Origin of the sequence: Brevundimonas sp. (assembly GCF_036399195.1) — a bacterium.
Lineage (GTDB): Bacteria > Pseudomonadota > Alphaproteobacteria > Caulobacterales > Caulobacteraceae > Brevundimonas.
Map to the genome: position 1 here is coordinate 1 of NZ_DASWNO010000158.1, position 25,372 is coordinate 25,372.

The 25,372-nt window shown below is 68.9% G+C and carries 26 protein-coding genes; 7 read left to right on the plus strand and 19 right to left on the minus strand.

The window, feature by feature from the left end; genetic code table 11:
• From VGB60_RS07255 to folK, 3 genes are all read right to left on the minus strand, one after another.
• A partial coding sequence (locus VGB60_RS07255; protein ID WP_331037622.1) for an HD domain-containing protein occupies positions 1 to 630 on the minus strand: 630 nt, incomplete at its 3' end.
• Positions 631 to 764: 134 nt separating this feature from the next.
• Positions 765 to 1,124 carry a DNA-directed RNA polymerase subunit omega gene (rpoZ, locus tag VGB60_RS07260; protein WP_331037599.1) on the minus strand — a complete coding sequence of 120 codons (360 nt, stop codon included), beginning with the start codon at positions 1,122 to 1,124 and terminating at the stop codon, positions 765 to 767.
• 85 nt (positions 1,125 to 1,209) lie between these two features.
• Positions 1,210 to 1,761: a 2-amino-4-hydroxy-6-hydroxymethyldihydropteridine diphosphokinase gene (folK, locus tag VGB60_RS07265; protein WP_331037600.1), complete on the minus strand. Its 552-nt coding sequence runs from the start codon at positions 1,759 to 1,761 to the stop codon at positions 1,210 to 1,212.
• Positions 1,762 to 1,765: 4 nt separating this feature from the next.
• Between folK and VGB60_RS07270 the strand changes: the two genes are divergently transcribed.
• Both VGB60_RS07270 and VGB60_RS07275 read left to right on the plus strand, forming a co-directional pair.
• A complete protein-coding gene (locus VGB60_RS07270) occupies positions 1,766 to 2,311 on the plus strand; it encodes an NYN domain-containing protein (RefSeq protein WP_331037601.1) in 546 nt (181 codons plus the stop codon).
• Positions 2,308 to 2,955: a uracil-DNA glycosylase gene (locus tag VGB60_RS07275; protein ID WP_331037602.1), complete on the plus strand. Its 648-nt coding sequence runs from the start codon at positions 2,308 to 2,310 to the stop codon at positions 2,953 to 2,955. Before VGB60_RS07270 ends, VGB60_RS07275 begins: the two co-directional genes overlap by 4 nt.
• A 22-nt stretch (positions 2,956 to 2,977) precedes the next feature.
• Here VGB60_RS07275 and smpB read toward each other — a convergent pair whose 3' ends face one another.
• Both smpB and dapA read right to left on the minus strand, forming a co-directional pair.
• The gene (gene smpB / locus VGB60_RS07280) at positions 2,978 to 3,427 is read right to left on the minus strand and encodes an SsrA-binding protein SmpB (RefSeq protein ID WP_331037623.1); all 450 of its coding nucleotides are present in this window, start codon (positions 3,425 to 3,427) and stop codon (positions 2,978 to 2,980) included.
• A 20-nt stretch (positions 3,428 to 3,447) separates the two neighbouring features.
• Positions 3,448 to 4,332: a 4-hydroxy-tetrahydrodipicolinate synthase gene (gene dapA, locus VGB60_RS07285; RefSeq protein ID WP_331037603.1), complete on the minus strand. Its 885-nt coding sequence runs from the start codon at positions 4,330 to 4,332 to the stop codon at positions 3,448 to 3,450.
• Positions 4,333 to 4,441: 109 nt separating this feature from the next.
• Between dapA and VGB60_RS07290 the strand changes: the two genes are divergently transcribed.
• Entirely contained in the window at positions 4,442 to 6,544 is a 2,103-nt protein-coding gene (locus tag VGB60_RS07290; protein ID WP_331037604.1) for a transglycosylase SLT domain-containing protein, read from the plus strand.
• Here VGB60_RS07290 and VGB60_RS07295 read toward each other — a convergent pair.
• The 4 genes from VGB60_RS07295 to VGB60_RS07310 are packed head-to-tail and all read right to left on the minus strand — an operon-like array spanning position 6,529 to position 9,705.
• On the minus strand, positions 6,529 to 7,320 hold the full coding sequence (locus tag VGB60_RS07295; RefSeq protein WP_331037605.1) for an ABC transporter ATP-binding protein: 792 nt from the start codon (positions 7,318 to 7,320) through the stop codon (positions 6,529 to 6,531). The genes VGB60_RS07290 and VGB60_RS07295 overlap by 16 nt on opposite strands.
• Positions 7,290 to 8,282: an iron ABC transporter permease gene (locus VGB60_RS07300; protein WP_331037606.1), complete on the minus strand. Its 993-nt coding sequence runs from the start codon at positions 8,280 to 8,282 to the stop codon at positions 7,290 to 7,292. The genes VGB60_RS07295 and VGB60_RS07300 overlap by 31 nt, the downstream gene beginning before the upstream one ends.
• Positions 8,279 to 9,079 (minus strand): ABC transporter substrate-binding protein, encoded by an 801-nt coding sequence (locus VGB60_RS07305; RefSeq protein ID WP_331037607.1) that lies wholly within the window; start codon positions 9,077 to 9,079, stop codon positions 8,279 to 8,281. The genes VGB60_RS07300 and VGB60_RS07305 overlap by 4 nt, the downstream gene beginning before the upstream one ends.
• Positions 9,076 to 9,705 (minus strand): TetR/AcrR family transcriptional regulator, encoded by a 630-nt coding sequence (locus tag VGB60_RS07310; RefSeq protein WP_331037608.1) that lies wholly within the window; start codon positions 9,703 to 9,705, stop codon positions 9,076 to 9,078. The genes VGB60_RS07305 and VGB60_RS07310 overlap by 4 nt, the downstream gene beginning before the upstream one ends.
• Positions 9,706 to 9,890: 185 nt before the next feature.
• Here VGB60_RS07310 and VGB60_RS07315 point away from each other — a divergent pair, with 185 nt between their 5' ends.
• From VGB60_RS07315 to VGB60_RS07325, 3 genes are read left to right on the plus strand one after another with little or no spacing between them, the layout of a single operon-like run.
• Positions 9,891 to 11,285 carry a glycosyltransferase family 2 protein gene (locus VGB60_RS07315; protein WP_331037609.1) on the plus strand — a complete coding sequence of 465 codons (1,395 nt, stop codon included), beginning with the start codon at positions 9,891 to 9,893 and terminating at the stop codon, positions 11,283 to 11,285.
• Positions 11,257 to 12,147 carry a class I SAM-dependent methyltransferase gene (locus VGB60_RS07320; protein WP_331037610.1) on the plus strand — a complete coding sequence of 297 codons (891 nt, stop codon included), beginning with the start codon at positions 11,257 to 11,259 and terminating at the stop codon, positions 12,145 to 12,147. Before VGB60_RS07315 ends, VGB60_RS07320 begins: the two co-directional genes overlap by 29 nt.
• Positions 12,144 to 12,941: an RNA methyltransferase gene (locus VGB60_RS07325; RefSeq protein ID WP_331037611.1), complete on the plus strand. Its 798-nt coding sequence runs from the start codon at positions 12,144 to 12,146 to the stop codon at positions 12,939 to 12,941. The genes VGB60_RS07320 and VGB60_RS07325 overlap by 4 nt, the downstream gene beginning before the upstream one ends.
• 180 nt (positions 12,942 to 13,121) lie before the next feature.
• Here the strand turns inward: VGB60_RS07325 and VGB60_RS07330 are convergent, their stop codons facing one another.
• Together VGB60_RS07330 and dnaE are read right to left on the minus strand one after the other, a co-directional pair.
• On the minus strand, positions 13,122 to 13,478 hold the full coding sequence (locus VGB60_RS07330; protein ID WP_331037612.1) for a GFA family protein: 357 nt from the start codon (positions 13,476 to 13,478) through the stop codon (positions 13,122 to 13,124).
• Positions 13,478 to 16,936, minus strand: coding sequence for a DNA polymerase III subunit alpha (dnaE, locus tag VGB60_RS07335; RefSeq protein ID WP_331037613.1), 3,459 nt, complete (start codon positions 16,934 to 16,936; stop codon positions 13,478 to 13,480). Before dnaE ends, VGB60_RS07330 begins: the two co-directional genes overlap by 1 nt.
• 408 nt (positions 16,937 to 17,344) lie before the next feature.
• On the opposite strand from dnaE, the gene VGB60_RS07340 reads away from it, so the two are divergent.
• Positions 17,345 to 17,461, plus strand: coding sequence for a hypothetical protein (locus VGB60_RS07340; protein WP_304929135.1), 117 nt, complete (start codon positions 17,345 to 17,347; stop codon positions 17,459 to 17,461).
• Positions 17,462 to 17,504: 43 nt separating this feature from the next.
• On the opposite strand, the gene VGB60_RS07345 is transcribed toward VGB60_RS07340, so the two are convergent.
• The 8 genes from VGB60_RS07345 to rpsB form a co-directional block, all read right to left on the minus strand.
• Entirely contained in the window at positions 17,505 to 18,206 is a 702-nt protein-coding gene (locus VGB60_RS07345; RefSeq protein WP_331037614.1) for an ABC transporter ATP-binding protein, read from the minus strand.
• The gene (locus VGB60_RS07350) at positions 18,199 to 19,500 is read right to left on the minus strand and encodes a lipoprotein-releasing ABC transporter permease subunit (protein ID WP_331037615.1); all 1,302 of its coding nucleotides are present in this window, start codon (positions 19,498 to 19,500) and stop codon (positions 18,199 to 18,201) included. The genes VGB60_RS07345 and VGB60_RS07350 overlap by 8 nt, the downstream gene beginning before the upstream one ends.
• Positions 19,497 to 20,813, minus strand: a complete 1,317-nt coding sequence (proS, locus tag VGB60_RS07355) for a proline--tRNA ligase (RefSeq protein WP_331037616.1) — start codon at positions 20,811 to 20,813, stop codon at positions 19,497 to 19,499. The genes VGB60_RS07350 and proS overlap by 4 nt, the downstream gene beginning before the upstream one ends.
• 85 nt (positions 20,814 to 20,898) lie before the next feature.
• The gene (locus VGB60_RS07360) at positions 20,899 to 21,159 is read right to left on the minus strand and encodes a DUF1467 family protein (protein WP_331037617.1); all 261 of its coding nucleotides are present in this window, start codon (positions 21,157 to 21,159) and stop codon (positions 20,899 to 20,901) included.
• Entirely contained in the window at positions 21,159 to 21,584 is a 426-nt protein-coding gene (gene mce, locus VGB60_RS07365) for a methylmalonyl-CoA epimerase (RefSeq protein WP_331037618.1), read from the minus strand. Before mce ends, VGB60_RS07360 begins: the two co-directional genes overlap by 1 nt.
• 80 nt (positions 21,585 to 21,664) lie before the next feature.
• Positions 21,665 to 23,275, minus strand: coding sequence for a M20/M25/M40 family metallo-hydrolase (locus tag VGB60_RS07370; RefSeq protein WP_331037619.1), 1,611 nt, complete (start codon positions 23,273 to 23,275; stop codon positions 21,665 to 21,667).
• Between the two features lie 166 nt (positions 23,276 to 23,441).
• A complete protein-coding gene (tsf, locus tag VGB60_RS07375) occupies positions 23,442 to 24,383 on the minus strand; it encodes a translation elongation factor Ts (RefSeq protein ID WP_331037620.1) in 942 nt (313 codons plus the stop codon).
• Positions 24,384 to 24,480: 97 nt separating this feature from the next.
• Positions 24,481 to 25,372: 30S ribosomal protein S2 (gene rpsB / locus VGB60_RS07380; RefSeq protein ID WP_331037621.1), on the minus strand; the 892-nt coding region annotated here is incomplete at its 5' end.

Below are 25,372 nucleotides of genomic sequence, written 5' to 3' on the forward strand. Positions count from 1 at the left end.
GCGGCCATGCTCCAGCTTCAGCGCCTCCAGCCGCCGCTCGATGGCGGTGCGGGCGGTCGGGTTCAGGTGCTCGAACGCCAGCTCCTCCAATTCGGAGGCGATGGAGATGATGCCGATCGAGCGGCCCAGCGGCGCATAGACCTCCAGCGTCTCGCGGCTGATCCGCTCGCGCTTCTCCGGCTTCACATGCTTCAGCGTCCGCATGTTGTGGAGGCGGTCGGCCAGCTTCACCAGCAGGACGCGCACGTCCTTGGAGATGGCGAGAATGAATTTTCGCAGGTTCTCGGCCTGGCGCGTGTGCTCGGCCTGGAGCTCCAGCCGCGACAGCTTGGTCACGCCTTCGACCAACGAGGCGACCTCCTCGCCGAATCGCTCGGCTATGTCGTCGCGAGTGGCCGAGGTGTCCTCGACCACGTCATGCAGCAGGGCGGTGACGATGGTGGCGGTGTCGAGCCGGTAGTCCGTCAGGATGCCGGCGACCTGGATCGGATGGGCGAAGTACGGGTCGCCCGAGGCCCGCAGCTGCGAGCCGTGCATCTTCATCGCATAGACGTAGGCGCGGTTCAGCAGCGCCTCGTCCGCGGTCGGATCGTAGGCGCGGACCGCCTCGACCAGCTCGAATTGGCGCAGGACGCGCGAGCGCGGATGCTCGGGCGGCTCCGCTGGAAAGCGCGGGCCTTCCGGGTCGTTGAGATTGGCAGCTTCAAGGGTCGGCGCGGGCTGCCGCGCCGGCAGGATGGTGATACCGGTGGCGGGTTCCGCCGTCAGTACCGCTCCTCCTGCCCGCCGTCGCGGTCGCTTTGCAGCGCGCGGATCAGCTCGGCTTCGGCCATGTTCATGTGCTGGGGTTCAGCCAGCAGACCCACGATTTCGGCCTCGTCCTCGGCTTCGGTGCGCTCGTCGACGCGTTGCAGGGCGACGATGACCGTCTCGCGCAGTTCGTCGGGAACGACGGTCGATTCGGCCAGTTCCCGCAGCGCCACGACCGGGTTCTTGTCGTTGTCGCGATCGAGGGTCAGCGGCGCGCCGTTGGCGATGGCGCGGGCGCGGTTGCCCGCCAGCAGAACCAGACCGAAGCGGTTCGGCACCTTCTCGATGCAGTCTTCGACAGTGACGCGGGCCATGAAAATCCTCGGACGCGGGGGGAGAACCGCACAAAATATAGGTTTGAGCGTCATTGTGCAATGCGGCAGCGGCGGGAATGGGGCGTCAGGCGAGGCGCGAGGCGTCCCGGCCCACCGTCGCCGCGTCCGCCAAGACCCGGGCCGACCCTCCCGCGGGATGCACCCACCCGGGCGCGATCTCGGCCAACGGACCCATGACGAACCGACGCTCGGCCGCGCGCGGGTGCGGCAGGATCAGTCCGTCAAGGTCGCCGCTCAGCCGGCCGTAGGCGATCAGATCCAGGTCCAGCGTCCGGGGACCGTTCATCGGACCCCGCCGGCGTCCGAACGCCTCCTCGATCCGACCCAGCGCCGCCATCAGCGAGTGCGGGCCATGGTCGGTCCTCACGATCACCACGCCGTTGAGGAACGGCGGGTCGTCCGGGTCCGGCCATGCGGCCGAGCGCCACCATGAGGATCGGGCGATGATGTCGATCCCTTCGGACCGGAAGCGGGCCAGCGCCGCCTCCAGCGCCTCCCGGCAGTCGGCCCATGCCCCCTTGTCATTGCAGCCGAGCGCGACGATGACGGCGGAGTCCAGGTCCGGCGCGCCGTCGATGGCGACGGAGGGGCGGCTGTCAACGTCTTCGCGGGTCATGTCCATGACGCCTTATCCGACCGAGCGCATCGCCCTGTTCATCGACGGGGCCAACCTCTATTCCGCGGCCAAGGCGCTCAACGCCGACCTCGATTTCAGCCGGCTGCTCGAAAAATATCGCGCCGCCGGGGTTCTTGTTCGGGCGTATTATTACACGGCGGTGATCGAGGGCGAAGAGTTCTCGCCGATCAAGCCGCTGGTCGACTGGCTCGACTATAACGGCTTCACCGTGGTGACGAAGCCGGTCAAGCGCTTCACCGACGCCCAGGGCCACGGTCGTCTCAAGGGAAATATGGACATCGAAATCGCCGTCGACATGCTGGAGATGGCGCCGCACCTGGATCATGCCGTGCTGTTCTCGGGCGACGGCGACTTCCGCAGGCTGGTGCAGGCGGTGCAGGCGAAAGGCGTGCGCGTCACCGTGGTCTCGACCACCCGCACCCAGCCGCCGCAGATCGCGGACGAGTTGCGGCGGCAAGCGGATGCTTTCGTCGAACTGGCGGATTTGCTGCCGGAGATCGGACGGCCGCGCGCCGGCTCCGCCTCATGACGCCCTACCCGCCCGAGGCGCCGCGCGACTGTCCGCTCTGCCCCCGCCTCCTCGCCTATCGCGAGGAGAACCGCCGCCAGAACCCGGGCTGGTGGAATGGCGCGGCGCCCAGCTTCGGCGACCTGAACGCGCGGCTGCTGGTGGCGGGGCTGGCCCCCGGGCGGACCGGGGCGAACCGCACGGGCCGCCCCTTCACCGGCGATCACGCCGGTCTGCTGCTGTACGGGACACTGAAGAAGACGGGCTTCGCGCGCGGCCGCTACGATCCCGACGGGAACGACGACCTTGAGCTGATCGACTGCATGATCACCAACGCCGTCCGCTGCGCCCCGCCCGGCAACAAGCCCCTGCCGATCGAGGAGGCGACCTGCCGCCCGTTCCTCGTGTCGCGCCTCGCCGCCCTGCCCCGCCTCAAGGTGATCGTCACCCTCGGCGACGTGTCCCGTCGCAACGTGCTGAAGACCCTCGGCAGGCCAGCGACCGCCATGCCCGCGGGCCACGGGGCGGAGGCTGAGATCGAGGGCTACCGGCTGATCAACAGTTATCACTGCTCCCGGCTGAACACGAATACCGGCCGGCTGACGGCGGCGATGTTCGAGGAGATTTTCGAGCGAGCGCGGACGGCGTTGCGGTCGACGGCGTGACAGGCCGCCGCTGACGGCCGTCCTAGCCCCGCTCCTTCATCAGCCGCGCCTTGTCGCGCTGCCAGTCGCGCTGGGCCGTGGCCTCGCGCTTGTCGTGTAGCTTCTTGCCCTTGGCGAGGGCGATCTCGATCTTCGCCTTGCCGGCCTCGTTCAGGTACAGCTTCACCGGAATGATGGTCTGGCCGTCGCGCTGGACGGCGCCGATCAGCTTGTCGATCTGCTTGCGGTGCAGCAGCAGCTTCCGGTGCCGGCGCGGCTCGTGGTTGAAGCGGTTCGCCTGTTTGTAGGGCGGGATGTCGGCGTTCACGAGCACGATCTCGCGCCCTTCGACCGCCGCATAGCTCTCGGCGATGTTGGCGCGCCCGTCGCGCAGGGCCTTGATTTCGGTGCCCAGCAGCATGATGCCGGCCTCGATGAAGTCCTCAAGGAAATAGTCGAAGCGCGCTCGCCGGTTCTCGGCGATCACCTTCATCTTCGGGGCCGCGGGCGCCATCAGCCGACGCCCGCCTCCGACATGGCGCGCTCTATGGCCGGCTTCACTGCGTCGGCGGTCGGAGCCAGGGGCAGACGCACCTCCTCGCCGCACAGTTCCAGCCGCGACAGGGCGTATTTGGTCGGCGACGGCGAGTTGTCGAGGAACAGACCCTTATGCAACCCGATCAGCCGGTCCTGCCAATCCCGCGCGGTGGCGTAGTCCCCTGCGGCGGCGGCCTCGTGCAGAGCCACCATGGCTTCCGGCGCGACGTTGGAGGTGACGGAGATCACCCCCACCCCGCCTTGGGCGTGATAGCCGAGGTAGCTGGGGTCGTCGCCCGAGATCAGGTCGAACTGCCCGGCGATATTGGCGCGCATCCAGCTGACCCGCGACAGGTCTCCGGTGGCGTCCTTGATGCCGACGATGTTCGGGTGCGCCGCCAGGCGGGCGACGGTGTCGTTGGCGAGGTCGACGCCTGTTCGACCCGGGACGTTGTACAGCAGCATCGGGAGCTGGACCGCCTCGGCGACGGCCTCGAAATGGCGCGCCAGCCCCTCCTGCGAGGGGCGGTTGTAATAGGGGGTGACCACCAGCGCGCCGTCCGCGCCGACCGTCTTGGCGTGGCGCACCATCTCGATGGCCTTGTCGGTGGCCGACGATCCGGCGCCCGCGATGACGCGCACGCGACCCGCGGCGACGCTGACGCAGAGCTCGACCACCCGCTTGTGTTCTTCCGGGCGCAGCGATGCGCTCTCGCCCGTGGTGCCCATCGGCACGACGCCGTGAACCCCGGCGGCGATCTGACGTTCGAGAAGCCGGATGAAGGCGTCCTCGTCCACGTTTCCGTCACGAAGAGGTGTGATCAGGGCGGTGATCACGCCCTTGAACAAGGGGCCGGTCATTGAGACAGAAGGTCCTGCGTGGAACGGGCGGCTGACGCCGCGACAAGCGCTGGAGGGTAGGTTGCCGGTCGACTGATCGCAACCGCGTGACATGGAGTTCGGACACGTAATGATCGCCGCAAGCCTGACCGCCGCCCTGGCCCTGCTTTCCTCAGCGTCCGAACAGCCCCCGGTTCCGCAGGAGCGGCCCTACAGCGCGGCGTCGTCAGTCCCGGTCAACGGGCCAGTCAACAATCAGGCACGGGTGCTCAGCGACAGCGACGCGGTGCTGTTCCGCCAGGGTCTGGCGGCCGCCCGCGCGCGCGACGTCATCGGCGCCCGAAACGCGGCCGGCCAGATCGGCGATCCTGCCGCACGCAAGCTGGTGGAATGGGCGCTGCTGGACACCTCGGCGGAGCAACTGCCCTGGAGCGATCTCTCGGTCGCCCAGAGCGCCTTCACGGGCTGGCCGCGCGCCGAAAGCCGACGGGCGGCCGCGGAGCGCGCGCTCGATTTGGCCAACGCCGGGCCCGACGTGGCGCTCGGCTTCTTCGGCGAAGGGACGCCGGTCTCCGTCCAAGGGGCCATCGCCCTTGCGAACGCGCTGGAGCAGCGCGGCCGCGGAGACGAGGCCCGGCGGCTGATCACCGAGTGGTGGCGCCTGCGCTCCTTCGACGACGCCTACCAGACCCGCATCATGAACCGCTGGGGCGGCTGGCTGAGCCAGGACGATCACGACGCGCGGCTCGGCGTGCTGCTGCTCGGGCCGCATGGGCCGGCGACGCGAGCCATGGTCCAGCGCGCTTCGCCCGGGCGCCGCGCGGTCGCCGAAGCCGTCATGGCGCTGCGCACCGCCTACAGTCCGGACGCCGTCGTCGCGGGCCTGAGCCCGTCGCAGGCCATGGATCCGGCCGTGGTGCTGGAACGCGTCCGCATTCTTCGCTCGCAGACTCGGCAGTCAGAAGGCTTTTCGCTGCTGAGCGCCCTGCCCGCGGCTCCAACGCACACCGAAGGCCAGAACACGCTCTGGAGCGAGCGCCGCAACTATTTCCTCGACGCGCTCCAGCGCCGCAACTGGCAGGCGGCGTACGACGCCATGGCCGGGCATGGCTTCCCCTCGGGCGAGCGCAAGGTGGACGCAGAGTTCTTCGCCGGCTGGGTGGCCCTGACCAAGCTGAACGACCCGGCTCGCGCCGCGCGCCATTTCGAGATCCTGCGCCAGTCGTCCTCCACCCCGATCACCCAGGGCCGCGCCCTGTACTGGCTGGGACGCGCCGCCGAGGCTCAGGGGAACACGCCGCAAGCGGTCGAATTCTATCGCACCGGCGGCCAGCACATTCAGACCTTCTATGGCCAGCTGGCGGCGGAAAAGGCCGGCCAGACGTCTATCTCCCTGCCTGGCGACCCGGCGCCGACCGCGGCGGACCAATCCGCCTTCGAAAGCAACGAGGTCGTGCGCGCGCTGCGCATCCTCGGCGAGACCGGCGAGGCCAGCCTGTTCCGGGTGTTCGCCTACCAGCTCGACGACGATCTCCCGGGGCCGGCGCAGCTGGCGCTGCTGATGGATCTCTCGCGCGGCTACGGCGAGGATTTCACCGCCATGATGGTGGGGCGCGCCGCCAGCCAGCGGGGCTTCCTGATGCCCGAGCGACAGTATCCCATTCGCATCCCGCCGCAGGTCAGCGGAGCCGCGCCGCTCGAGTTCACCCTGGCCATCACCCGTCAGGAATCCAGCTTCGATCCGCGTGCCCGGTCGGGGGCCGACGCGAGGGGCATGATGCAGTTCCTCCCGTCGACAGGCGCCATCGTCGCCCGCCAGCTTGGAATGCCGTTCTCGGCCGAGCGGCTGTGGGACGCCGACTACAACATGACGCTGGGCAGCTATCACCTCGGCGACCTAACCCGTCGGTTCGGCGGCTCGATGCTGCTGACGACCGTCGGCTACAACGCCGGCCCCGCCCGGCCGCCCCAGTGGATCGCGCGGTGCGGCGATCCGCGCGCCGCCGGCGTGGATCCCGTCGACTTCATCGAATGCGCCCCGTTCACCGAGACGCGGAACTACATGATGCGGGTGATGGAGAACATGCAGGTGTATCGCGCCCGCCTCAATGGTGGGACGGCGCCCCTGACGCTGTCGGCCGACCTTCGTCGGGGCACGCCCGCGGGTCCGGCGCCCTATGCCCAGTACGAGCCGGAAACCGACTCCGGACCGACGCCCTACTCGCCTGACTGAAGCCGTCCGGCCGCCAGCAGCGGGCCGTCGGGCCCCTCGATCCATGCGGCGGTCAAACCGAACACCCTGGTCATGACCGCCGGGGAGAGCGCGACGAGCGCCGCGTCGTCGGCGACGACGCGACCCGCGTGCAGCACGATCACGCGATCGGCGAACCGCGCCGCCAAGGTCAGGTCGTGCAGGCTCAGCAGCACCGCCTGGCCAGCCCGAGCGCGCGCGCGAAGCCGCTCCAGCACCAGCAGCTGGGCGTCCGGATCCAGCCCGGCGATGGGCTCGTCCACCAACAAGGACCTGGCCTCCGTCGCCAGGGCCCGCGCCAGCAAAACTCGCGCCCGCTCGCCCCCCGACATCTCCGCCACGCCGCGGTCCGCCAGTTCGCCGGCCTCCACTTCCCGGAGCGCGGCAAGCGCCCTCGCGCGCGCGTCAGGACCGGTCAGGAAGGGCGCCCCCAAGGCCGCCACCTCGACGGCCGGAAGGTTCCAGGCGATCCGCCGCTCCTGCGGCAGGTAGGCGACCCGTTCCGCGCGCGCCCGATGCGAAAGGCGGCCGACATTCTCGCCGTCCAGCCGAGCCTCGCCCTTCGATAGCGGCAGCAGCCCCGCGAGGGATCGGATGGCGCTCGATTTGCCGGCGCCGTTCGGGCCGACGACCGCGACCAGCTGGCCCGGCGCGACCGACAAGCTGACGTCCTCGAGCACCGTCCTGCCGTCCAGGACGGCCGTGGCGCGGATCAGCTCCAGTCCTTTCACAGCCGCCACTCCCGCGCGGCCCGCCATGCGATCATGGCGAACAGCGGCGCTCCGACCAGGGCGGTGAACACGCCGAGCTTCAGCTCCTGATCGGTCGGCGTCACCCGCGTCAGCAGGTCGGCCATTGCGAGCATGAGAGCGCCCGCCAGGGACGACGGCAGCAGCAGCCGCCCGGGATCGCCCCGAACCGCCGCACGGACCAGATGCGGGGCGGCCAGGCCGACGAAGCCGATCACGCCCGCCACCGCCACCGCCGCCCCGGTGGCCACAGCGGTGGCCAGCAAAGCCATGATCCTGAGCCGCCCCATGGGCAGACCGGAAACGCGCGCGGTCTCTTCGCCGAGGCTTAGCATCCGCAGGCCGGGCGAGGCCGCCGCCGCCAAAGCCGCCGCAACCAGAAATGCAGGCGCGACCCAGGCGACATCGACCCAACTGCGGTTCTGGACCGAGCCGAGCAGCCAGTTCATCACCTCGGCGGTGGCGATGGGCGACGGCGACAGGTTGAAGATCAGCGCCGTCGCCGCGCCGGCGAAGCTCGACAGCGCCACACCGAACAGAATGAGCGCCTCCGGCGACCTGACCCGCGCTGAAAACAGCATCAGCAGGAGGCCCGCCAGTCCGCCCCCGGCCAGCGCGGCGGCCTCCACGGCTCCCGGAACGGCCGCCGCGCCCAACACGATCGCGCCCGCCGCGGCCAGGGCGGCGACGGCGGAGACGCCGAGCACGCCGGGGTCGGCCAGCGGGTTGCGCAGCAGGCCCTGCATGACCGCCCCAGCCAGTCCCAGCGCGGCCCCCACAAGCAGGGCTGTAACCGTTCGCGGCGCCCGGACCTGCCACAGCACCTCGCCCGGCCCGGAGCCCGGATCCGCGAACGCCCGGCGCCACTGCTCGGGACTGAACAGGGTCTCGCCCAACAGAACACCCGCCACCGCTGCGGCCAGAACCGCCGCGATCAGTCCGAGCGTCAGCCGGGAGGGCCGCGACCTCACCGGCCCATCCTGAGCATGGCGGCGGCGTCGGCGGCGAACCAGCCGGGGCAGGTCAGCGCGGCGGCGGGCAGATGCGCCGCCACGCGTCCGCGGGCGATGCGGCGCAGCGCCGGATGCCGCCCGGCTCCGCGCCAGTCGCTCCGGACCTGATCGAAGAAGCCCAGCACGAACCTGACCGGCGGCCGCAGGACCATTCGCTCCACGCTGACCGGCGCGAAGGAGGCGTCGCGCACCGCGTTCACGAAACCGGCGGCCGACAGGATCGCGTCGATCAGGGTGTCCCTGCCGGTCGTGAAGCCCCCGGCGGTCAGGTACAGGGCGGATGGTCGCTTCTCGCCTTCAACCCCCGACCCTGCGCGCTGCAGGGTCTCATCCATGCGGGAGATCAGCGCCCCGCCGCGCTCCGACGCCCCCAGCCCGGCGGCGACTGTCGCGATGTTGTCTCTGACTCCCGCGAAATCCCGCGCGTCCTCGATGGTCAGGACCCGCACGCCGTCGGCCTCGAGCCGGCGCAGCAGACGCGGCTCCCCGCCCCAGTATCGGACGACCACGTCTGGTCGAAAGGCCATCGCGGCCTCGAGCGAGGGCCGAATTCGGCGATGCCGGAACGCCTCCGCGCGGAGCCATGCGTCAGGGTCGTCCGCGCGCGGCGACAGCGCCAGGGCGGCCTCCGGCGCGAGCGCGAGCACATACTGGTCGGCGCATTGATCCAGCGCCATGACGCGCAACGGTCGCGCCTCGGCGGCGCCGGACGTGGTCAGGATCGCGGCGGCCAACAAGGCCGCGCCGCGTCTCATGGATTGAGCAGCCCGCCCAGCAGCCCCTCGATCGCGGCCGTCGCTAGCGCCTCGCGGGGCGCCCACTCGAAATAAGGTTTGGTTATCATCAGCGAGACCACGCCGTGCGCGCCCGCCCACATCGCCTGAGCCGTCGTTCGCGCGTCGCCGCGCAGTCGGCCGGCGACTTCCAGCTCTTCCACGACCCTCTCGAACGACCGGTACAGTTCATGGCCAAGTTCGCGTGCCGCGGACTGGGCGCCCTCGCGCAGCTCAATCGGGCGCGTCATATAGGCGAGCCTGTAAGCGTTCGGGTTCTTGAACCCGAAGTCGATGTAGGCGCGGAGCATCAGCCTCAAACGGGCCTCCGGCCCGCCCGGCTCGCAGCTTACTGTCTCGTTGGCTTCGAGAAGTGAGGCGAAGGCGCGGCTGCAGATTTCATGCAGGATCTCGCTCTTTTCGGCGAAATGCATGTAGAGCGCGGTCGAGGACAGGCCGACTTCGTCGGCGATCTTGCGGATCGTCGCGCCTTCATAGCCGTGCTCGACGAAGATCCGCTCGGCCGCGGCCAGTATCTCCGCGCGGCGCGCATGGCCCTCCCCCTTTGGCTTTCTGCGGGAACGCGGCTGGAGTGTTTCGGCGGTCAAAAGGGCGCTCCCATCCTCGGTCCTGCATAGCCGCTAACCGCTCAAACCGCCAACGGCTTGCCGGGCGCGAATCGTTAATATAACTTTAAGTGGTGGGACGGGGCGGCACCAAAGAACCGGGTGAAAGCGGGTGGGTTTCAACCCCGAACGAGCTGTCGCTCGCCCGGAGCGCCGCCTTGAGAACCATGGCGCCGTTTCAGCTCGTGGTCGGTGGAGGGGCGGCGGCGGCGGCCGGGACCGTTCTGCTTCTCGACCCGGACCGGCTCGCTGCGTTCCTCATCGTCGTCGGCGCGGCTGGTTTCCTGACGGTCGCCCTGTGGCGAACGCTGTTGATCGTCGCGAGCGCCGCGCCTCCTCCGGAACCGGCGCCGCCCCCCGTCTGGCCAAGCTACACGCTCTTGATCGCCCTTCATGACGAGGCGGAGGTTGTCGGGCAGTTGATCGGCCGGCTGGCCCGGATCGACTATCCGCCGGACAGACTCCAAGGCCTGTTGCTGCTTGAGGCGCACGACCACGCCACATTGGCGGCGACGTTGACTACGGACCGTCCGCCCTGGCTGGACATTGTCGTCATCCCGCCCGGAAAGCCGCAAACCAAGCCGCGCGCGCTGAACTTTGGTCTTGCTCACGCCGCCGGAGACCTGCTGGCCGTTTATGACGCCGAGGATGAGCCGCACCCGCGGCAACTTCGGGAAGCGGCGGCGCGGTTCGCGGCCGACACAACGGGCCGCCTGGCCTGCCTGCAGGCGCCGCTGCGGATACGGCCGCGACGATCCTCATTCCTGGACCGACAGTTCGCCGCCGAATACGCCAGCCTGTTCGAGGTGGGCGTGCCGGGAATGGCGCGGCTCGGCCTCCCCTTCCCGCTCGGAGGCACCAGCAACCACTTCCGCACGGATGCGCTGCGGGCGACCGGCGGTTGGGATGCCTGGAATGTCACCGAAGACGCTGATCTGGGCTTCCGGCTGTGGCAAGACGGTTGGCGGAGCGGCGTAATGCGCCGTCCGACGATCGAGAGCCCGCCCGGCGAGCTTGACAACTGGCTGCCGCAGCGGACCCGGTGGCTGAAGGGCTATATGCAGACATGGGGCGCTCACACCCGCCGGCCCTGGCGGCTCGGAGGTCGCGGCGCGGCCGCCCTGATCCTGACGATTGGAGCGGGGCTGGCGTCCGCGGCGCTGCATGGCCCGGCGACGGCCTGGCTGACGGCCACGGTTCTGGTCGCGCTCGTCGCCGGGCTCCCGCCCGAGGTTCCCGCGCTCGCCGCCGCCGTCATGGTGCTCGGCGCCGCCTCCGCCTGGCTGTCGTGCTTCATCGGCGCGCGTCGCGCGGGTGTTCCGTACGGGCCTTGGGACATGGCGACGGCCCCGCTCTACTGGGGGCTTTTGAGCCTGGCCTTCGGGCACGCGGTCTGGCGCCTCGCGCGGTGTCCGTTCCAGTGGGACAAGACCCGCCACCGGCCGGACCTGCCGGAGGCCGCGCTCGCGCCGCGGCTCGCGCCCGCGCAGGAGAGGCTGGACGCGGCGGCCCGTGTCCGCCTATCAGCCCTCCATGCCGCCGCGCCTGAACCCGTCGCCTGAGACCCTGATCACCCGCGCATGGGCGGACTACGCCCTGCTGGACAGCGGCGACGGGCGCAAGTTGGAGCGGTACGGGCCCTATACCGTCGTCCGGCCCGAGCCGCAGTGCTTCTGGTCGCCGCGAGACGCCTCGGCGTTCGACGCGGCGGACGCGGTCTTCGATCCGACCGACGAGGATGAAAGCGGGCGCTGGCGCTTCGCCGGCACTCCCATCGAGACGTTTCCGTTGGCCTGGCGCGAGGTGCGGTTCACCAGCCGGTTCACGCCGTTTCGGCATCTCGCCTTCTTCCCCGAGCAGGCGGCGAACTGGGACTGGCTGGACGGCCGTATTCGCCGGCTGAAGCGGCCCAGGGTCCTGAACCTGTTCGGCTACACCGGCGTCGCCAGCCTCGCCTGCGCCGCCGCCGGGGCCGAGGTCACTCACGTCGACGCCTCAAAGAAGTCGGTGGCCTGGGCGCGCGAGAACGCCGAGCTGTCCGGGATGGGGGAGAAGCCCGTGCGCTGGATCGTTGAGGACGCACGCAAATATGCGGCTCGCGAGGTTCGGAGAGGGTCAAAATACGACGGGATCATCCTCGATCCGCCGAAATACGGGCGGGGGCCGACGGGCGAGGTCTGGCGGCTGTTCGAGGACCTTCCGGCCCTGCTGAAGGACTGCGCCGCCCTCCTGTCCGACGAGGCCTCCTTCCTGCTGCTGAACGCCTACGCCGCCCGGATCTCGGGCCTGTCGCTGGCGCATCTGATGGCCGAGGCGACACACGACCGAGGCGGCGTCATCGACTGGGGCGAACTGGCGCTCGCGGAGGACGGCCCCGACGGCCGCGCCATCGGCCTGAGCTTCTTCGCGCGATGGTCGGCATGACCGACCGGCTGATCACCTCCCTGACCAATGACACGGTCAAGGCCGTGCGCGCCCTGCATATGCGCAAGGAGCGCGAGGCGACGGGCCGCTTTCTGGCCGAAGGGCTCAAGTTCATCGGCGAGGCGCTGGACCAGAACCGGGCGCCGCGCCTGCTGCTGATCGGCGAGGACGCCCGCCCTCACCCCATCCTCGACCGCGCCCGCGCGGCGACGCGCGAGGCCGGCGGCGAGGTGGTCGCCGTGACCCACGCCATCCTCGAAAAGATCAGCCGCCGCGACAATCCACAGACCGTGCTGGGCGTGTTCGAGCAGGTCTATACGCCGCTGACCTCGATCGCGCCTCAGTCCGCCCCGGCCTGGGTGGCGCTGGAACGGGTGCGGGATCCGGGCAACCTCGGGACCATCATCCGCACGGCGGACTCAGCCGGCTGCGGCGGGGTGATCCTGATCGGCGACTGCGTAGACCCCTATTCGGTCGAGGCGGTGCGGGCGACCATGGGTTCGGTCTTCGCCGTGGCGATCGCGCGCGCGACCGCGGCCGAATTCCTGGCGTGGCGTCAGAGCTGGCCCGGCAGCGTCGTCGGCACCCGGCTGGACGCCGCCGTCGGCTATCGTGAGGCGGCGATCCAGCACCCGGCCCTGATCCTGATGGGCAATGAGCAGGCAGGCCTGACCGACGCCTTGGCCGCCGCCTGCGACGTCAACGTCAAGATCCCCATGCGGGGCCGCGCCGACAGCCTGAACCTCGCGGTAGCGACCGGGATCATGGCCTATGCGGTGACGGACGCCGCGTAGGGTCCAGCCCCTGCTCTACTTCGTCCTTCCGGGGCTGGGCCGGCGCAGCCGGGCTGGAACCCGGAATCCAGGTGTCTGGCGCAGTCGCGTGCCGCGCGTACGACCTCAGCTCGGTCCCCTGGGTTCCCGGTTCCGCTGCGCGGCCCCTGAAGGACGATGGAAAGAGAGCTCCGACGCGGCCTAGAAGCTGCGCCCGTCCACCCTCTGCGCCGTCCAGCTGAACGGCTCGATGTCCGTCAGCGTCCGCACGTTCACCGCGACCATCTTCGAACCATCCGCCGTCTCGCCGAGGGCGAAGGCCTGAACGCCGCAGGTGTCGCAGAACAGATGACGGATCTTGTGCGTGTTGAAGGTGTATTCCGTCTGCGGCCCGTCCTTCTTCAGGCGGAACGCGTCCGGCGCGACGAAGGCGAGGACGAAGCCCTTGGGGTAGCAATGCGAGCAGTTGCACTCGATCAACCCCTCGAGATCGGTGTCGACCTCATAGGCCACGGCGCCGCAGGCGCAGGCGCCTTGGTGGGTCGGTTTGTCAGCCATCATGCATCCTCCAGCAGAACCACGCCGGGCGCGGATTTCAGGGCGCCGCGCAGGGCGCCGTCCAGTCTGTAGCGGCCAGGCAGTTTCAGCTCGACCTCGCGGCGGCCGTCCAGCGAAGCGATGAGCGAAACCTCGCCGCCCTTTCCATTTGCCTTCGCCCGGTCCAGCCGCGCCCGCAGGGCCTCGGCGTCCGCGGTTTTGGCAGAGACATGAATGCGCAGGCCCATGGCGCCGTCGTCGATCAACGTGTCCAGCCGGCTGGCGTCGTCGCCGAAGAAGCGGACCTCTCCGTCCGCCGACTTTGCCCGAATGCGGAGCATGACCGACGCCCCGACCTCCAGCACCTCGCGGCATTTGCGCAGTTGCTCAGGCGGGAACAGGCATTCGAACTCGCCGGTCGGATCGGAGAAGGTGACGAAGGCGAACTTTTCGCCGGATTTTGCGCTGGCCCGCTCCTGCCGGCGCCGCACCACTCCGGCCATCAGGAAGGCTTCATGGCCGGTCTCAGCCAGGGCCGTGGCCTCGGCGACGAAGGTGACGCGCTTGCGCTTCAGCGCCGGCGCCATGTCCTCGAGCGGGTGGCCGGACAGGTAGAAGCCGACCGCCGCCAGCTCCTGATCCAGCTTCTCGGGCCCGATCCACGGCTCCACCGGCTTCAAGCGCGGCCGGGCGGCGCCGGCCTGATCGCCTCCGAACAGGGAGACCTGGGCAGAGGCCCGCTCCGCCGCCACGCTCTGGCAATAGGCCATCAGGGTGTCGGCCTGTTCGAACAGCTGCCGGCGGTTGGTGTGGAAGCTGTCGAAAGCGCCGGCGCGCGCCAGGTTCTCCAGCGCCCGTTTGTTCACGCAGCGCGGATCCACTCGCTCGAGGAAGTCGAAAATGTCGGTGAAGCGTCCGCCGGTCTCGCGCACCTCGACCAGATGCTTCATCGCCTCCAGCCCGACGTTGCGGATGGCGCCGAGGGCGTAGAGCACGGCCCCCTGCCCGTCTTCCCAGGACACGTCGAAATCGGCCGACGAGCGATTCACGTCGGGCGCCTTCACCGGCACCTCGAAGCGACGACAATCCTGATAGAAGACAGCCAGTTTGTCGGTATTGCTTAGATCGAGCGACATGGACGCGGCCATGAACTCAACCGGATGATTGGCCTTCAGCCAGCCTGTCTGGAAGCTGATCAGGGCATAGGCCGCGGCGTGGGACTTGTTGAAACCGTATCCGGCGAACTTGGCGACCAGATCGAAGATGCCGCCGGACTGCTCTTCCGACACCCCCTTTTCGGACGCTCCCTTGATGAAGCGTGCCCGCTGTTCGTCCATCTCCTCCTTCTTCTTCTTGCCCATCGCTCGGCGGAGAAGGTCGGCCTCGCCGAGAGAGTACCCGGCCAGGACCTGGGCGATCTTCATCACCTGTTCCTGATAAATGATGACGCCGTAGGTCTCGGTCAGCACCTCGGTCAGCGACGGGTGCAGGTAATCGACCTCCTGCCGACCGAACTTGCGGTCGATGTAGGTGTCGATCATCTCCATCGGCCCGGGCCGATAGAGGGAGATCAGGGCGGTGATCTCCTCGATCGAGCCGCATCGCATCTTGCGCAGGGTGTCGCGCATGCCTTGCGATTCCAGCTGGAACACGCCGACGGTTTGGCCCGAGGCCATCAGCTCGTAGGTTTTCGGATCGTCCAGCGGCAGGCCGTTCCAGTCCTGCGCGGCGCCGCGCCGCTCCAGATACTGGCGGGCGCGGTCCAGCACGGTCAGGGTCTTGAGGCCGAGGAAGTCGAACTTCACCAGACCGGCCGCCTCGACCCATTTCATGTTGAACTGGCTGGCGGGGATGGTCGAGCGCGGGTCCTGATACAGCGGGGCCAGTTCGATCAGCGGCCGGTCGCCGATGACGATGCCGGCGGCGTGGGTCGAGGCGTTGCGATACAGGCCCTCCAGCTCCAGGGCCGTCTCCAGCAGGGTCGCCACGGCCTTTTCGTTGTCGCGCGCCTCGCGCAGGCGCGGCTCCAGCTCGATGGCCTGCGCGAGCGTCACCGGATTGGCGGGGTTGGCGGGGACCATCTTGGCGAGGCGGTCCACCTGACCCAGCGGCATCTGCAGCACCCGCCCGACGTCGCGCAGGACGGCCCGGGCCTGAAGCGTGCCGAAGGTGATGATCTGGGCGACGCGGTCCTTGCCGTAGCGCTCCTGCACATAGTCGATCACCTCTTCCCGCCGCTCCTGGCAGAAGTCGATGTCGAAGTCGGGCATGGAGACCCGCTCGGGGTTCAGGAAGCGCTCGAACAGCAGGCCGAAGCGCAGCGGATCCAGATCGGTGATGGTCAGCGCCCAGGCGACCAGCGATCCGGCGCCGGAGCCCCGCCCCGGCCCCACCGGAATCCCGTGCGACTTCGCCCATTTGATGAAGTCCGACACGATCAGAAAATAGCCGGGGAAGCCCATCTGCTGGATGATCCCGACCTCCCATTCAAGGCGGGTCCAGTACTCCTGTTCCGGCGCGGCGGGCGTGACCTGAAGCAGGCGCGCTTTCAGCCCCTCGCGCGCCTGATGCATCAGTTCGTCAGGCTCCGACCGGCCGGCGCCCGCCTCGAACCGCGGCAGGATCGGGGCGCGGGTCGGAGCGAGAAAGGCGCAGCGGCGGGCGATCTCGATGGTGGCGTCGCAGGCTTCAGGCAGGTCGGCGAACAGCTCGCGCATCGCCGCCGCGGGCTTGAACCAGTGCTGGCCGGTGATCCGGCGACGGTCTTCCTGCCCGGTGAAGGCTCCGTCCGCGATGCACAGCAGGGCGTCGTGCGAGCGCGCCTGCGCGGCCTTGGCGTAGTGGACGTCGTTGGTGGCGACCAGCGGCGCGTCGTGGGCGTAGGCCCACTCGACCAGCCCCCGCTCCGCCTGGGCCTCGCTAGCCAGCCCGTGGCGTTGAAGTTCGACGTAGAAGCGGTCGCCGAACACCCGCGCCATCTCTGTGAGCGCCGTGGCGGCCTCGCCCGGCTTGCCCTGGACGAACAGGGGGTCGACGGGGCCATCGGGTCCGCCCGACAACAGGATCAGCCCTTCCGACCGCTCGGCGATCATGCTCCACGGCACGCTGGGCTCGTCCATCGCGCCGGCGTCGAGATAGGCGGAGGACGACAGAGCCGAGAGGTTCAGCCACCCGGCCTCGTTCTGAACCAGCAGGACGACGGTCGGGACCTTGGCCCAGCGTTCGGCGATCTTGCCGCCGATGCCGGTGACCGGCAGGGTGCAGGCGATGAGGGGCTGAACCCCCGCGCCCTTGGCCGCCTCGCTGAACTCCAGCGCGCCGAACAGGTTGGCGCGGTCGGCGACCCCCACGGCCGGCATCCCCGCGTCGGCGGCGAGGCTGGGAACCTTGCCTGCCTTGATCGCGCCCTCCAGCAGCGAATAGGCCGAGCGGACGCGAAGGTGGATGAAGCCCTGATGTCCGCCTGCGCCGTCCGCCATCCGTTCGCTCCGCTCAACCTCTCACAGGAGGGTCTCGTGCTCACAGCCTATCGCCCGCAGCCGATTCGGGGGCCAGAGCCGGTTTGTCCGTCACCGTGGAGGACGGGTCGGAGCAGTGGACAAGTGGAGCCGGATGGTCTCAGCCAAGGAGCGCGCTGAGAATCTCAGGCGGCTCCGGTCAGCAGGGCCGCTTGCCAGATCATCCAGACGAACCCTCCGCACGACGCCAACGACAGTCCATCCCGCACCAGACGCGCCATCATTCCTCTCCGTTCAACGGTTCCTGTAATGTTCTATGTTGCGGGTTTGTTCCGGTCAAGCGCATTTGACTGCCCTGCCCGCCACAAGCCTGTAGGATCACGTCGAACCCTCCGCCCTTTCGGCGACAGGCGTTGCAGGAGAACCGCCATGGCCAAGGGCCAAGTCAAGAGCAACAAGGAAGTCCGCAAACCCAAGGCTGAGAAGCCCAAGCCCGCCGTGTCGGCGGGCAGCTCGCCCTTCACCACGCCGCCGGGCAAGAAGTAGCGGATAAGCGACCGGCCCCGGTCGGGGCCGGCGCACCCGCCGTTTAGTAGGCGTGGCTTTCCGCCGGGCGCTCTTCCAGATGGCCGTCCTTCAACGCGAAGACCCGGTCCATGTGGCCCGCCAGCTCCATGTTGTGGGTGGCGATCAGGGCGGCGACGCCCGTGTCCTTGACCAGCCGATGCAGGGCCTCGAACACGGTCTGGCTGGTGGCGGGATCGAGGTTGCCGGTCGGCTCGTCGGCCAGCAGCAGGCGCGGCCGGTTGGCGAGCGCGCGGGCGACGGCGACACGCTGCTGCTCGCCCCCCGACATCTGGGCCGGCTGGTGGGTCAGGCGTTCGCCCAGGCCCAAGGCGGTCAGAACCTCGGCGGCGCGGGCGCGAGCCTCGGGCTTGGCGACCCCCGCGATTCGCAGCGGTAGGGCGACGTTGTCGCGCGCGTCGAACTCGGCCAGCAGGTGGTGGAACTGGTAGACGAAGCCAATCCGGTCGAGGCGCAGATGGGTGCGGGCGCGCTCGTCGAGGGCTCCGACGTCCTGACCATCGATGCGGATCTCGCCCGACGTGGGGCGCTCCAGCAGGCCGGCGGCGTGCAGCAGCGAGGACTTGCCCGAACCTGACGGACCGATCAGGCCGACGACTTCGCCGGGCATGACGTCCAGGTCGACCCCCTTCAGCACGGTCAGGCCGCCGCTGCCGGTTTCATAGGTGCGGCTGAGGCCGCGGACTGACAGGACCGGACTACTCATAGCGAAGCGCCTCGACCGGATCCATCTTGGCCGCCCGCCACGAGGGCAGCAGGCTGGCGACGCAGCTCATGAACAGCGACCAGACGGCGACCCAGAACACGTCGACCGGATCGACCAGGGCCGGGATGGCGTCGAGCATATAGACGTCGGCGTTGAACAGCTGAACGCCCAGCAGCGCCTCCAGGAAGTGCTGGATGGCGGCGATGTTGAGGCAGAAGACCAGGCCGAGGAACAGCCCCGTCGCCGTTCCCGCCACGCCGATGGCGGCGCCGGCGACGAAGAACACGCGCAGCATCGACATCTGGCTGGCGCCGACGGTGCGCAGGATGGCCACGTCACGCGTCTTGTTCTTCACCAGCATGACGATGCCGGAGATGATGTTCAGGGCGGCGATGGCCACGACCAGCCCGAGAATGATGCTCATGGCCACCCGCTCGACCTTCAGCGCGCCCCAGAATGCGGCCAGACGGTCGCGCCAGTCGCTGACGATCGCGCCGGGGCCGGCGGCCTCCCGCACGGGGGTGACCAGATCGCCCACGCGGTCCGGCTCGCGCACCTTCATCTCGACCACGTCCCAGACACCCTCCTTGCCGAAGAACAGCTGCGCCTGCTCCAGCGGCATGAAGATGTAGGCGCGGTCGAAATCAGCGGCGCCCGAAGTGAAGGTCCCGCCCACCCGGTAGGTCTTCTCCAGCCCGCCGAGATTGCCGAACGCGCTGTCAGCGCCGGTGGGCGAATACAGGGTGATCGGATCGCCGATCTGCAGTCCCATCCCCTGCGCCAGCGCCTCGCCGATCAGGATATTGTCGCCGCCGTAGGGCCCTTGACCGAAGGTGCGGCGGGCCTCCGGGCTCAGGCTTTCCGAGACATAGGCCATGGACTCCAGGTCCCGCGCGCTGATGCCGCGCACGATGGCGCCCGTCGTCTGACCCGCGGCGCGGACGAGGCTCTGGTTTTCGGTCACCGGGGTGACGCTGACCACGCCGGGAGTCTTCTGAAGACGCGCAACCATGGCGTCGCGGTTCGGATCGCTGAGCACCTGACCCTGAACGTACATATGGCCGTTGAAGGACAGCATCCGGCTGAGCAGCTCGGACCTGAACCCGGCCATAATGCTCATCACCACGATCAGGGCCATGACGGCGAGGGAGATGGCCACGTAGGAGATGATGGCGATCAGGGCGATGCCGCCCTCCTTGCGCCGCGCGCGCAGATACCGGAGCGCAAGCTCGAACTCCCAGGCGGAGAACGGGCCTGCGGGCTTGGTCGGCTTCGGCGCCACGGTGTCCGTCATCCGCAGACCCTCGCCAGGGCGTCCTGCAGCGGGACCGAGACCTTCTCGCCCGTCGCCCGACGTTTCAGCTCGACCACGCCGTTCGCCAGACCTTTTGGCCCGATGGTCAGCTGCCAGGGCACCCCGATCAGGTCGGCGGTCGCGAACTTGCCGCCGGGACGCTCGTCGGTGTCGTCGTAGAGCACGTCCTTGCCGGCCGCTTCCAACCGCGCCACCGCGTCCTCGCAGGCGGCGGAGCATGCCTCGTCGTTGGCGCGGAGGTTGATCACCACCACGTCGAACGGGGCCACGGCGTCGGGCCAGATGATCCCCGCCTCGTCGTGCCCGGCCTCGATGATGGCGCCCATCAGACGCGAGACGCCGACGCCGTAGCTGCCCATGTGGACGTTTGCGTCCTTGCCGTCGGGACCCTGGACCTTCGCCTTCATCGGCTCGGAATACTTGGTGCCGAAATAGAAGATGTGGCCGACCTCGATGCCGCGAGCCGTCAGGCGGTCGCCCTCGGGCGTCTCGCTGTCGAAGCGAGCCGCGTCGTGCATCTCTTCGGTGGCCGCGTACAGTCCGGTGCGTTCATCGACGATGGCCTGCAGGTCGTTCCAGTCCACGTCGGAGCCAGGGGCGGCCATCTCGACCAGCTTGCGGTCGCAGAACACCTGGCTCTCGCCGGTGTCCGCCAGCACGATGAACTCATGACTGAGGTCGCCGCCGATCGGGCCTGTGTCGGCGCGCATAGGCACGGCCTTCAGCCCCATGCGGGCGAAGGTGTTCAGATAGGCCACGAACATACGGTTGTACGCGCGACGCGCAGCGGCCTCGTCGATGTCGAAGCTGTAGGCGTCCTTCATCAGGAACTCGCGGCCGCGCATCACGCCGAAGCGCGGCCGGCGCTCGTCGCGGAACTTCCACTGGATGTGGAAGAGGTTCAGCGGCAGCGACTTGTAGGATTTCACATAGGCCCGGAAGATGTCGGTGATCATCTCTTCGTTGGTGGGCCCGTAAAGCAGTTCGCGCTCGTGCCGGTCCGTGATGCGAAGCATCTCGGGGCCGTAGGCGTCATATCGGCCGCTCTCGCGCCACAGGTCGGCCAGCTGCAGCGTCGGCATCAGCAACTCGACCGCCCCCGCCCGCTCCTGCTCCTCGCGCACGATGGTCTCGATCTTGCGCAGCACGCGCAGGCCCAGCGGCAGCCAGGCGTAGATGCCGGCGGCCTCCTGCCTGATCATCCCCGCGCGCAGCATCAGCTGGTGCGAGACGATCTGCGCGTCCGAGGGCGCCTCCTTGAGGGTGGGCAGGAAGTAGCGCGACAGGCGCATGGGCAGAATCCGGCGAGGAGGCGTGGGGTCTGTGGTGTAGCCGGTGCGGCGTGGCGAAAGCTAGGCCATCATGCAGGCGACCGGCCTAGACCGGCGGCGCGAGGTCGGGCAGCGGCATCCAGCCGATGTAGACGAGGAACATCACCCCTGCCCACAGGATCAGGGACACCCAGGTGGTGGTGAAGAATTTGCGCTTCAGGTCCGGCGCCTCCGGCGCGCCCCATTGACGGCCGTCCGTCGGCGGTTCGTGCGTCTCGCGCGACGTCCCCAGCGGCAGGACGGTGAACAGCACCACCCACCAGCAGACGATGTAGATGGCGAACATGGTGACGGGGCCTATGGGCATCAGTGCGCTCCCGCCTTGGGCGTTTCCATCAACTCGACCAGCACGCCGCCCATGTCCTTCGGGTGGACGAACAGGATCGGCGTCCCGTGGGCCCCGATGCGCGGTTCTCCCGTGCCGAGGATGGTTGCGCCCTTGGCCCGTAGGCCGTCGCGGGCGGCGAGGATGTCCTCGACCTCGAAACAGACGTGGTGCTGCCCGCCCTTCGGGTTCTTGGCCAGAAAGCCGTGGATCGGGCTGTCCGCTCCCAATGGTTCGATCAGCTCGATCTGGCTGTTCGGCAGGTCGATGAAGCACACCCGCACGCCCTGAGCCGGAAGGTCGAAGGCCTCGTGCGCCTTCGTGGCTCCCAGCAGGTCGCGATAGAGGGCCACGCTGGCCTCGATGGACGGCGTCGCGACGCCGACGTGGTTCAGCTTTCCGATCATGCGGATGCCTTAGACGGTGTCGACGCTCGCGAGAAGGCCGGCGGGGTGTCGCGCCCACCGGCCTTCAACTCTGGGGACGCTCAGTCCGCGGGCGGCGGCGCGTATGGATCGGTCGCGTTCGGGCGCGTGGGCAGCGGCATCCGCGGCAGCGGTTCGTCGCTGTTGGCGGCGCTGAGCAGCACGCTGGCCAGAACGACCGCCGCCTGGCGCAGATCATCCGGACGCAGGTGGTCGTAGCTGTCGATGGAGGTGTGGTGCAGGCGGCTGCCGTAGTCCAGCGGGTCCTGGATGAACTGGTACCCGGGCACGCCCACCGTCTGCATGTAGACGTGATCCGTCCCGCCGGACGTCCGAAGGGAGACGGTCGAGGCGCCCATGCTGACGAACGGCTCAAGCCACTGCTCGAACATCGGAACAGCCGCGATATTGCCCTCGGCGTTTATGCCGCGAATCTTGCCCGAACCGTTGTCGAGGTTGAAGTAGGCGACCAGATCGCGGTAGCCGGCGCGCGGCTGGATCGGCCAGCGAGCCCGCCATGTCTGGCTGTTCGGCGCATTGGCGAAGGCCGGGTCGCTGAGCGGGGCGCGCGTGGCGAGGTGGCGGTCGACGTAGGCGAGCGAGCCGAGGATGCCCTGCTCCTCCCCGCTCCACAGGGCGAACCTGATCGTGCGCTTCGGCCGGACGTTCATGGCTTTCAGGATGCGCGCGGCCTCCATGACCACGGCGCTGCCGGCGGCGTTGTCGACCGCCCCGTCAGAGGCGACCCAACTGTCCAGATGGGCGCCCGCCATCACATATTCCCCTGACCGATCCGTCCCCGGGATGTCAGCCAGCACGTTGTAGGCGTTGACGTCATCGTCGTGGAACCGGACCTCGCTCATCAGTTCCAGGGTCGGCGGGGTATCGGTGAGGGTCAGGCGCGCCAGACGGCGATAATCCTCGGCCGCCAGCTCCATCCCGGGTACCCTTGGGGTCTGGCCGACATGATACGTATAGCCTTCGCCGTGCAGCAGTCCGCCTTCGCGGATCGACTTCCGCACCCAGGCGACAGCGCCCTCTTCCGCCAGAAACGCATCAAGCCGCAGAGCGAAATCGGCGCGCCCTGAACGCATCGCCCGTTCCACGGCCGCGGGATTGTTCTGGGGCAGCACGTAGCCGGCTCGCTCCTCCAGCTCTTCATCGGTCCAGCGGCGGAAGGCCGGCTCGGTCGGCTCGCCGCCAGTGTCCGGCCGGGTGATCATCACGATCTTGCCGCGCAGCTTGCCGCGCCAGGCGTCGAACTGACCGGGGCTGGTGATCGGCGCGACGACCACCTCGCCGCTGACAACGCCGTTGGTCGAAGGCGTCCACGCCACCGGGATGCCCCGCAGGTCCATGGTCCGCGGCGCCGTCATGCGGGCGCTGGAGCGGACGATGGACCAGCCGCGCCCGAACTCGAAGGGCTCGGCCCGAACATTGGACAGGCCCCAGTCGCGGAAACGCTGCTGGGTCCACCGCTCGGCCTCGCGCATCTGCGGCGAGTTGGTCATCCGCCCGCCGATCCGGTCGGTCAGGTGCGCCGCCGTGGGCATGACCTCGCTGTGGTTGAGACCCTGATCGATGATGCCGTTGATCGCGGCCCTGTCGACCGACTGGGCGGCCGCCGGCGCGGCGATGCAGATGGCGGCGACCGCCGCGAGTAGGCGTTGCATGGTTGGATCCCCCGGATGTGGTCCGACGCCGGACAACCGCGTCAGGGCTGGCGATGAGGCCTCGTCCCACCGTCAAGGTCAAGAGGGGACCGGCGGCTTGGTAGCATGCAAAAAGGCGCCGGCGACAAAGCCGCCGGCGCCCTTTGTTGGTCGGTCAGATGTGGCCCTACTGGCCGCCCATCATCGAGGCGACTTCGGAAGCGAAGTCCGGGCCTTCCACCTTCTCGACGCCTTCGCCGAGCGCGAGGCGGACGAATCCGGCGAGGTGCAGGCCGGGGGCCCCCAGTTCCTTGCCCGTGTCGGCGACCAGCTGTTCGATGGTCACGTCGGGGTTCATGACGAACGGCTGCTTGATCAGCACCACGTCCTTCTGGAACTTGTTGATCTGCCCTTCGACGATCTTGGCGATCATGTTCTCGGGCTTGCCCTCTTCCTTGGCCTTTTCGGTCAGGACCTGACGTTCCTTCTCGATGGCGGCGGGGTCGAGGTCGTCGGTGTTCAGCGACAGCGGGGCGGTCGCGGCGACGTGCATGGCGATCTTGCGGCCCAGTTCGCGGAGGGCGGTCTTGTCGCCGCCGCCGTGCAGGGCCACCAGCACGCCGATGCGGCCGAGACCCGGCGACACCGCGTTGTGGACGTAGGAGGCGACGACGCCTTCGTCGACCGACAGGCGGGCGGCGCGGCGCAGCTGCATGTTCTCGCCGACGGTGGCGATCAGCTGGGTCACTTCGTCCTGGACCGTCTTGCCGGTTTCCAGCTCGGCGCCGTGCAGGCCTTCGACCGAGGCGTGCTCGAGGCCCAGCTGGGCGAACTTCTTGGCGGCGTTCTGGAACAGGTCGTTGCGGGCGACGAAGTCGGTCTCGGCGTTGAACTCGATGGCGGCGCCGACTTCACCGGCTCCGACTTCCTTCGAGGCGACGGCGACCAGACCTTCCGCGGCGACGCGGTCGGCCTTCTTGGCGGCCTTGGACAGGCCCTTGGCGCGCAGCCAGTCGATCGCGGCGTTGATGTCGCCGTCGGTTTCCTGAAGCGCCTTCTTGCAGTCCATCATGCCGACGCCGGACTTGGCGCGCAGTTCCATCACGAGGGCGGCGGTGATCTCGGCCATGGGTGGTTCTCCTTGAGGTCTTCGTATGCGGGAACGGCCGGACTCCAGTGAGTCCGGCCGCATATTCAGTTCGCCGTCGAAAGCGGACGGGGCTGGATCAGCCCGTCGCCTGCTCGGTTTCGACGGCGTCGTTGGCTTCCGAGGTCGCGGCCTGGGCGGCTTCGTCGGCGACGGCCGGCTCGGCCGCCGGTTCAGCGGCGGCGATCATCTCGTCGGCGACGGCTTCCGTGCCGGCCGGAGCGGCGTCTTCAGCCTTGGCCTTGGGGGCCTTGGCTTCGCGTAGCATGGGCTCGTCCGGGTTGACGGCGGCGCCCAGATCCACGCCCGAGGACGCCTGGCCGGCGGCCAGACCGTCGAGGACGGCGTCGGCGATCAGGTCGCAGTAGGTCTGGATGGCGCGCGCGGCGTCATCGTTGCCCGGGATCGGATAGGTGATGCCGTCCGGATCCGAGTTGGTGTCCAGGATCGCGATGATCGGGATATTCAGCTTGCGGGCCTCGAGGATCGCGATCGCTTCCTTGTTGGTGTCGATCACGAACATGATGTCCGGAATGGAGCCCATGTCCTTGATGCCGCCCAGGGAAAGCTCCAGCTTTTCCTTTTCGCGCTCGAGGGTCAGCAGTTCCTTCTTGACGCGGCCTTCGCCGCCGCGCTCCAGCAGGCCTTCCAGCTCACGCAGGCGGGCGATCGAGCCCGACACGGTGCGCCAGTTGGTCAGGGTGCCGCCGAGCCAGCGGTTGTTCATGTAGTACTGGGCGCAGCGCTTGGCGGCCTCGGCGACCGGCTCAGCGGCCTGGCGCTTGGTGCCGACGAACAGGACGCGACCGCCCTTGGCGGCGACTTCGCGCACGGCCACCAAAGCCTGGCGGAACAGCGGCATCGTCTGCGACAGGTCGATGATGTGGATGTTCGAGCGCGATCCGAAGATGTAGCGCTCCATCTTCGGGTTCCACCGGTGCGTCTGGTGGCCGAAGTGCGCGCCGGCTTCG

Bases quoted from the DNA above. Each gene is read 5' to 3' on its own strand.
- rpoZ (WP_331037599.1), bottom strand. From the start codon at position 1,124: ATGGCCCGCGTCACTGTCGAAGACTGCATCGAGAAGGTGCCGAACCGC.
- folK (WP_331037600.1), bottom strand. From the start codon at position 1,761: ATGACCCGCGAAGACGTTGACAGCCGCCCCTCCGTCGCCATCGACGGC.
- VGB60_RS07270 (WP_331037601.1), top strand. From the start codon at position 1,766: ATGACGCCTTATCCGACCGAGCGCATCGCCCTGTTCATCGACGGGGCC.
- VGB60_RS07275 (WP_331037602.1), top strand. From the start codon at position 2,308: ATGACGCCCTACCCGCCCGAGGCGCCGCGCGACTGTCCGCTCTGCCCC.
- smpB (WP_331037623.1), bottom strand. From the start codon at position 3,427: ATGAAGGTGATCGCCGAGAACCGGCGAGCGCGCTTCGACTATTTCCTT.
- dapA (WP_331037603.1), bottom strand. From the start codon at position 4,332: ATGACCGGCCCCTTGTTCAAGGGCGTGATCACCGCCCTGATCACACCT.
- VGB60_RS07290 (WP_331037604.1), top strand. From the start codon at position 4,442: ATGATCGCCGCAAGCCTGACCGCCGCCCTGGCCCTGCTTTCCTCAGCG.
- VGB60_RS07295 (WP_331037605.1), bottom strand. From the start codon at position 7,320: ATGGCGGGCCGCGCGGGAGTGGCGGCTGTGAAAGGACTGGAGCTGATC.
- VGB60_RS07305 (WP_331037607.1), bottom strand. From the start codon at position 9,079: ATGAGACGCGGCGCGGCCTTGTTGGCCGCCGCGATCCTGACCACGTCC.
- VGB60_RS07315 (WP_331037609.1), top strand. From the start codon at position 9,891: ATGGCGCCGTTTCAGCTCGTGGTCGGTGGAGGGGCGGCGGCGGCGGCC.
- VGB60_RS07320 (WP_331037610.1), top strand. From the start codon at position 11,257: ATGCCGCCGCGCCTGAACCCGTCGCCTGAGACCCTGATCACCCGCGCA.
- VGB60_RS07325 (WP_331037611.1), top strand. From the start codon at position 12,144: ATGACCGACCGGCTGATCACCTCCCTGACCAATGACACGGTCAAGGCC.
- VGB60_RS07330 (WP_331037612.1), bottom strand. From the start codon at position 13,478: ATGGCTGACAAACCGACCCACCAAGGCGCCTGCGCCTGCGGCGCCGTG.
- dnaE (WP_331037613.1), bottom strand. From the start codon at position 16,936: ATGGCGGACGGCGCAGGCGGACATCAGGGCTTCATCCACCTTCGCGTC.
- VGB60_RS07340 (WP_304929135.1), top strand. From the start codon at position 17,345: ATGGCCAAGGGCCAAGTCAAGAGCAACAAGGAAGTCCGCAAACCCAAG.
- VGB60_RS07345 (WP_331037614.1), bottom strand. From the start codon at position 18,206: ATGAGTAGTCCGGTCCTGTCAGTCCGCGGCCTCAGCCGCACCTATGAA.
- VGB60_RS07350 (WP_331037615.1), bottom strand. From the start codon at position 19,500: ATGACGGACACCGTGGCGCCGAAGCCGACCAAGCCCGCAGGCCCGTTC.
- proS (WP_331037616.1), bottom strand. From the start codon at position 20,813: ATGCGCCTGTCGCGCTACTTCCTGCCCACCCTCAAGGAGGCGCCCTCG.
- VGB60_RS07360 (WP_331037617.1), bottom strand. From the start codon at position 21,159: ATGCCCATAGGCCCCGTCACCATGTTCGCCATCTACATCGTCTGCTGG.
- mce (WP_331037618.1), bottom strand. From the start codon at position 21,584: ATGATCGGAAAGCTGAACCACGTCGGCGTCGCGACGCCGTCCATCGAG.
- VGB60_RS07370 (WP_331037619.1), bottom strand. From the start codon at position 23,275: ATGCAACGCCTACTCGCGGCGGTCGCCGCCATCTGCATCGCCGCGCCG.
- tsf (WP_331037620.1), bottom strand. From the start codon at position 24,383: ATGGCCGAGATCACCGCCGCCCTCGTGATGGAACTGCGCGCCAAGTCC.